This is a genomic window from Methanococcoides sp. AM1 (assembly GCF_900774055.1).
Classification (GTDB): domain Archaea; phylum Halobacteriota; class Methanosarcinia; order Methanosarcinales; family Methanosarcinaceae; genus Methanococcoides.
In genome coordinates this window covers 1-436 of sequence record NZ_CAAGSW010000018.1, presented here as the reverse complement: position 1 = coordinate 436, position 436 = coordinate 1, and the positions used below count along the sequence as shown (strand labels likewise).

The 436-nt window shown below is 41.5% G+C and carries 1 protein-coding gene; it reads left to right on the top strand.

Features of this window, described 5'->3' with window-relative positions; genetic code table 11:
- Nucleotides 1-436 (top strand): hypothetical protein (locus E7X57_RS12600; protein ID WP_167880998.1); only part of this gene is annotated, 436 nt, incomplete at both ends.

Here is a 436-nt window from a genome sequence, read left to right as displayed (position 1 = left end):
GGCTTATGCAGGATGCAAGGCTGAACCTGGAAATTGCATCTAATGGTTATTCAGATGCTATGAAGGATGCTCCTTCAAACAGCACATTATATGACCAGTCGGTGGGACTTCTTGAGAAGCTTGTAGATTCCTTAATGGTTACTGGTGAATATGACTCCGCAAAAGAACGCGTCTATGAGTTGGTGGAGTTACTCCCAAGAGGTGAAACGAACGACTCTGACTTTTCCGGAAAGGTCTCCGATATTTTCATAAAACTGACGGATCTTGCGTCCATTCGTGCAGACGATAATATGCTTGATGATACACGTTCCATTTATGAAACTTCAATTAGTGTTATACTGAAGCTATTGGAGGAAGAACCCGAAAACATTGTTTATCTGGAAATATTCCGGAACATATTACTTGAAATGGAAAAACTGCTGGTGCTGGATTCTCC